The organism is Tepidimonas sp., assembly GCF_036825565.1.
GTDB lineage: Bacteria > Pseudomonadota > Gammaproteobacteria > Burkholderiales > Burkholderiaceae_C > Tepidimonas.
Genome location: NZ_DAISXZ010000112.1, coordinates 1 through 4,431 on the forward strand (window position 1 = coordinate 1; position 4,431 = coordinate 4,431).

The following is a 4,431-nucleotide window of genomic DNA, read 5'->3' on the forward strand; positions in this document are numbered from 1 at the left end:
AAGACACAGCCCGGCGCCGGCGCCCGAGCCCCCGTTCACGGGCAAGGTCTCGCTCGCGGCGAACGAGCGCGACTACCGCCGCGACGGCGCCCAGCACCTGTACGAACACTATGGCGACCGGGTGTTTCGCGGCAAGCTGCCCCCGCTGATCCAGGCCGTGGGCGTGATGCGGCTGGACATCGGCCCGCGCGGCGAACTGCGGCGGTTCGAATGGATGCGCGCGCCGGACCATGTGCCGCACGTCAAGGCCGAAATCGAACGGCTGGTGCGGGCGGCGGCCCCCTTCCCCGCCCCCCAGCGTCTGGGGAGCGTCAGCTACACCGACACCTGGCTGTGGGACAAGAGCGGCACCTTCCAGCTCGACACGCTGACCGAAGGCCAGCTCGACCGCATGCCCCCGCCACCGGCACGGGCGGCCCAGCCCACCACGAGCCCCGCGGCCAGCCGCCCGGCGGGTGCGGCCAAAACGCGCCAAGCGCCCACGACGGCGGCACGCAAGGCGCCGGCGGGCAGCGCCGCCACCCGCGTCGCGCAAGGCGAGGACGCGGCGGCCCAACCCGTTCAACTGCCGCGGTAGGTGGCATAGCTCCAGGGGCTGACCAGCAGGGGCACGTGGTAGTGCGCCTGCGGATCGGCCACCCCAAAATCCAGCGCCACGCGGTCCAGAAACGGCGGCTGCGGCAGCGCCACCTGGCGGGACCGAAAGTAGTCCGCCACCTCGAACACCAGCCGGTAGGTGCCGGCGCTCAGCTCGCCCGTGGCGAGCAACGGGCCGTCCGGGTTGCGCCCATCGGCGTTGAGCACCACGCGCTTGATCAGCCGGGGCTCGCCCGCGCCCGTGGCGAACAGGGAAACCGCCATGCCAGCGGCCGGGCAGCCGTGCATGGTGTCGAGGACGTGCGTGCTCAGGCCCATGGCGCCTCCAGATCGGGTTGTGTTGTGCACCAAAGTGTATACAGATTGCGGGCTTTGTGGCTATGATGCGCCCATGGCCCACACCAGCACCCGCGACATCGTCGATGCGCTGACGCGCGCCATCGTCGAGCACCGGCTGCTGCCGGGCACCAAACTGCCCGAACTGCGTCTGGCGGCGCACTTTGGCGTCTCGCGCACGCTGGTGCGGCAGGCCCTGCACCAGTTGGCGCAAAACCGCTTGGTACGGCTGGAGCCGGCGCGCGGTGCCTTCGTCGCCGCCCCCTCGGCGGACGAGGCGCGCCAACTGCTGGCCGTGCGCCGCACGCTGGAGGTGGACCTGGTGCGCGGGCTGGCGGGACGGCTCGGCGCCGCCGATCTGCACACCCTGCGCGAGCATCTGCGGGCCGAGCAGGACGCCATTGCCCGGCACGACGTCGCGGGCCGCAACCAGTTGCTGGGCGACTTCCACCTGCGGCTGGCCGAACTGTCGGGCAATCGGGTCCTGGCAGAGATACTGGGCGAGCTGCTCTCGCGCAGCGCGCTCATCACGCTGATGTACCAAAACGACCCGGCCGCCCGCCACTCCAGCGACGAGCACGTGGCCATCGTGGACGCGCTGGCTGCGGGTGACGGCGAGCGTGCCGCGCGCCTGATGGCCGAGCACCTGGAACACGTGGTGGCCGGCCTGTCGTTCGACCACCCCCGGCCCAGCGCCGATTTGGCGCTCGCGCTGACCTGACCCCCGCCCGACCCATGCCCACCGTGTACGACAGCACCGCCCCCTATCCGCGCGACCTGATCGGCTATGGCCGCCGCCCGCCGCACGCGCGCTGGCCGGGGGGCGCGCGCATCGCCGTGCAATTCGTCCTCAATTACGAAGAAGGCGGCGAGAACTGCGTGCTGCACGGCGACGCGGCCAGCGAGACGTTTTTGTCCGAAATGTTCGCGCCGGCCGCCTACCCCGACCGCCACCTGAGCATGGAGAGCATCTACGAGTACGGCTCGCGCGTGGGGGTCTGGCGCATTCTGCGCGAGTTCGAATCCCGCGGTCTGTCGCTGACCGTATTTGGCGTGGCCAGCGCACTGCAGCGCCACCCCGAGGTGGCGGCCGCCTGCCGGGCCGCCGGCCACGAAATCGCCTGCCACGGCCTCAAGTGAATACACTACCAGCAGGTGGACGAGGCCACCGAGCGCGCCCACTTGGCGCAGGCGGTGGCCATCCAGACCGCCCTGACCGGTGAGCTCCCGCTGGGCTGGTACGCCGGGCGCGACAGCCCGAACACACGGCGGCTGGTGGTGGACCACGGCGGCTTTCTGTACGACAGCGACTACTACGGCGACGACCTGCCGTTCTGGATGCGCGTGCGCCGCAGCGACGGTACCGTGGTGCCGCACCTGGTGGTGCCGTACACGCTGGACTGCAACGACATGCGGTTTTCGCTGCCGCAGGGCTATTCGCACGCCGATCCGTTCTTCCACTATTTGCGCGACACCTTCGACGCGCTGTATGCCGAGGGCGATCCGGACGGACTGGACCGCCCGCAGATGATGAGCGTCGGCATGCACTGCCGACTGCTTGGGCGCCCGGGCCGCATCGGAGCACTGCAGCGCTTTTTGGACCATGTGCAGCGGCATCCGCACGTCTGGGTGGCGCGGCGTGTGGACATCGCCCGCCACTGGCGCGACACCCACCCCTACCCCGCCGCTTTGGAGGGCACGGCATGACGACCGGCATCCCCGCCCTCGACGCCCTGAATGCCGCCCCTCTGGACGAGGCGTGCGCACGGCTGGACGGGCTGTACGAGCATTCGCCGTGGATCGTGCGCTCGGCGCTGGCGCGCCGGCCGTTCGCCACTCCTGCGGCTCTGGTCGCCGCCTGCGCCGACGTCGTGGAAAGGGCCGATGTGCAGGCGCAACCGGCGCTCATCCGCTCCCACCCGGAGCTGGCCGGCAAGGCCATGGTGGCCGGCACACTGACGGCCGAATCCACCAATGAGCAAAGCCGCGCCGGCCTGACGCACTGCACGCCCGAGGAATACGCGACGCTGCAGCGGCTCAACGCCGGGTACCGGGCCCGCTTTGGCTGGCCGTTCATTCTGGCGGTGCGCGGACCGCGCGGCCGGGGGTTGTCGCGCGCGCAGATCATCGCCGCCTTCGAGCGCCGGCTGCACGCGCACCCAGACGACGAGCGGCGCGAGTGCCTGCGGCAGATCCACCGCATCGCGGAAATCCGCCTGCACGACAAGCTGGGCTGGGAGCCCACCGCCGGCCATGCGGTATGGGACCAACTGGCGGCCTTGGCGCGCCACAGCGAACACCCGGAACACCTGACCGTGACCTATCTGAGCGCGGCGCACCGCGCCTGCGCGGCCGACATTGCGGGGTGGATGCGTGCGGCGGGCTGCGACACGGTGGACACCGACGCCGTGGGCAATGTGGTGGGGCGCTACGCCGGGCAGCGGCCCGATGCCCCGTGGTTATTGACCGGCAGCCATTACGACACGGTGCGCCGCGCCGGCCCCCACGACGGCCGGCTGGGCATTGCGGTGCCGCTGGCGGCGGTGCAGGCGCTGCACGCGCGTGGCGAGCGCCTGCCCTTCGGCATCGAGGTGGTGGCCTTCGCCGAAGAGGAAGGCCAGCGCTACCCGGCCACCTTTCTGGGCTCGGCCCCGCTGGTGGGAGCGTTCGACCCCGCCTGGCTGGACCTGACGGACGCGGACGGCATCCCCATGGCCGAGGCCATGCGCCGCGCGGGCCTGCCCGGCACCCTGGCCGCCATCGACGCCTGCGCGCGCGACCCGGGGCGCTACCTGGGCTTCGTGGAAGTCCACATCGAGCAGGGGCCGGTGCTGTCGGAGGCCAACCGGCCGCTGGGCATCGTCACCGGCATCAACGGCAGCGTGCGCTGGCTGGGCGAATACGCCGGCGTGGCCTGCCACGCCGACACCTCCCCGATGACGCAGCGGCGCGACGCCGCGGCGGGCGCCGCCGAGCTGACGCTGGCTGTCGAACGGTTGGCCCGTGAGCACCCGGGCACGGTCGGCACGGTGGGCATCTTGGAGGTACCCGCGGGTTCGATCAACGTGGTGCCGGGGCGGTGCCGTTTCAGCCTGGACCTGCGCGCCCCCACGGACGCCGCCCGCGACACCCTGGCGCAAGCGGTACTGGAAACCGCCCATGCAATCGCCGCGCAGCGCGGCCTGGCGCTGACGCTGCGCGAGACGCTGCGCGCCAGCGCCGCCCCGAGCGACCCTGCCTGGCAAGCCCGCTGGGAGCGTGCCGTCGCCGCCCTGGGGCTGCCCCTGCACCACCTGCCCAGTGGCGCCGGCCACGACGCGATGATGCTGCACCGCCGCCTGCCCCAGGCCATGCTGTTCGTGCGCGGCGAAAACGGCGGCATCAGCCACAACCCGCTGGAATCCACCACCAGCGACGACATCGAGCTGGCGGTGCAGGCCTTTGCACGCTTGCTGCGCGATCTGGCGGCCGAGTTGGCCTGACCACCCCTGCCGCCCC

Annotated in this window: 4 protein-coding genes and 1 pseudogene; 4 read left to right on the plus strand and 1 reads right to left on the minus strand. The window is 71.8% G+C overall.

Going from position 1 to position 4,431, the window contains the following annotated elements; translation table 11 throughout:
* Positions 1 to 577: hypothetical protein (locus V7026_RS11070; RefSeq protein ID WP_334155435.1), on the plus strand; the 577-nt coding region annotated here is incomplete at its 5' end.
* Here V7026_RS11070 and uraH read toward each other — a convergent pair.
* The gene (gene uraH, locus V7026_RS11075) at positions 562 to 915 is read right to left on the minus strand and encodes a hydroxyisourate hydrolase (RefSeq protein WP_068610608.1); all 354 of its coding nucleotides are present in this window, start codon (positions 913 to 915) and stop codon (positions 562 to 564) included. The two genes, V7026_RS11070 and uraH, sit on opposite strands and share 16 nt — an antisense overlap.
* Before the next feature lie 73 nt (positions 916 to 988).
* Between uraH and V7026_RS11080 the strand changes: the two genes are divergently transcribed.
* The 3 genes and pseudogenes from V7026_RS11080 to uraD all read left to right on the plus strand — a co-directional run bounded on the left by V7026_RS11080 (position 989) and on the right by uraD (position 4,415).
* Positions 989 to 1,654 carry a GntR family transcriptional regulator gene (locus V7026_RS11080; RefSeq protein WP_068610610.1) on the plus strand — a complete coding sequence of 222 codons (666 nt, stop codon included), beginning with the start codon at positions 989 to 991 and terminating at the stop codon, positions 1,652 to 1,654.
* A 14-nt stretch (positions 1,655 to 1,668) separates the two neighbouring features.
* A pseudogene (puuE, locus tag V7026_RS11085) lies at positions 1,669 to 2,640 on the plus strand (allantoinase PuuE).
* Positions 2,637 to 4,415: a 2-oxo-4-hydroxy-4-carboxy-5-ureidoimidazoline decarboxylase gene (uraD, locus tag V7026_RS11090; protein WP_334155436.1), complete on the plus strand. Its 1,779-nt coding sequence runs from the start codon at positions 2,637 to 2,639 to the stop codon at positions 4,413 to 4,415. The pseudogene puuE and the gene uraD overlap by 4 nt, the downstream one beginning before the upstream one ends.
* Positions 4,416 to 4,431: the final 16 nt, after the last annotated feature.